This is a genomic window from Adlercreutzia sp. DFI.6.23 (assembly GCF_024462535.1).
GTDB classification, from domain to species: domain Bacteria; phylum Actinomycetota; class Coriobacteriia; order Coriobacteriales; family Eggerthellaceae; genus Adlercreutzia; species Adlercreutzia rubneri.
Genome location: NZ_JANGBP010000620.1, coordinates 1 through 296 on the forward strand (window position 1 = coordinate 1; position 296 = coordinate 296).

Genomic DNA, 296 nt, shown 5'->3' on the forward strand with positions numbered 1-296 from the left:
GGGACATGGGCCGCCTTTCTCTGGTCGGGTAAATTATACCCCTTGACAAGTTGGTACACCGTACCATATGATGATGCCATCATTTGGTACACCGTACCAAATGATGGCCTCATGAAGCACCTGCTGGCCTTGGGCGAGTTCGCTTCCAATTCCCATCGCAGCATCTTGCTGTCGCTCGAGGGCTTCGTCGAGGAAATCGAGCGTACGCCGGCCTGCGAGGTGAATTTCACCTCCGAGCTGCACAACCTCATGCGCTTCCACGACGAGCTGGCCGACGAGGAAGGGGTCACGTCCCC

General features: G+C 57.1%; 1 protein-coding gene. It reads left to right on the forward strand.

The annotated features are described in order from the left end of the window. Nucleotides 1-111 precede the first annotated feature (111 nt). On the forward strand, nt 112-296 hold a 185-nt coding region (locus NE591_RS14805), incomplete at its 3' end, for a hypothetical protein (RefSeq protein ID WP_256157052.1).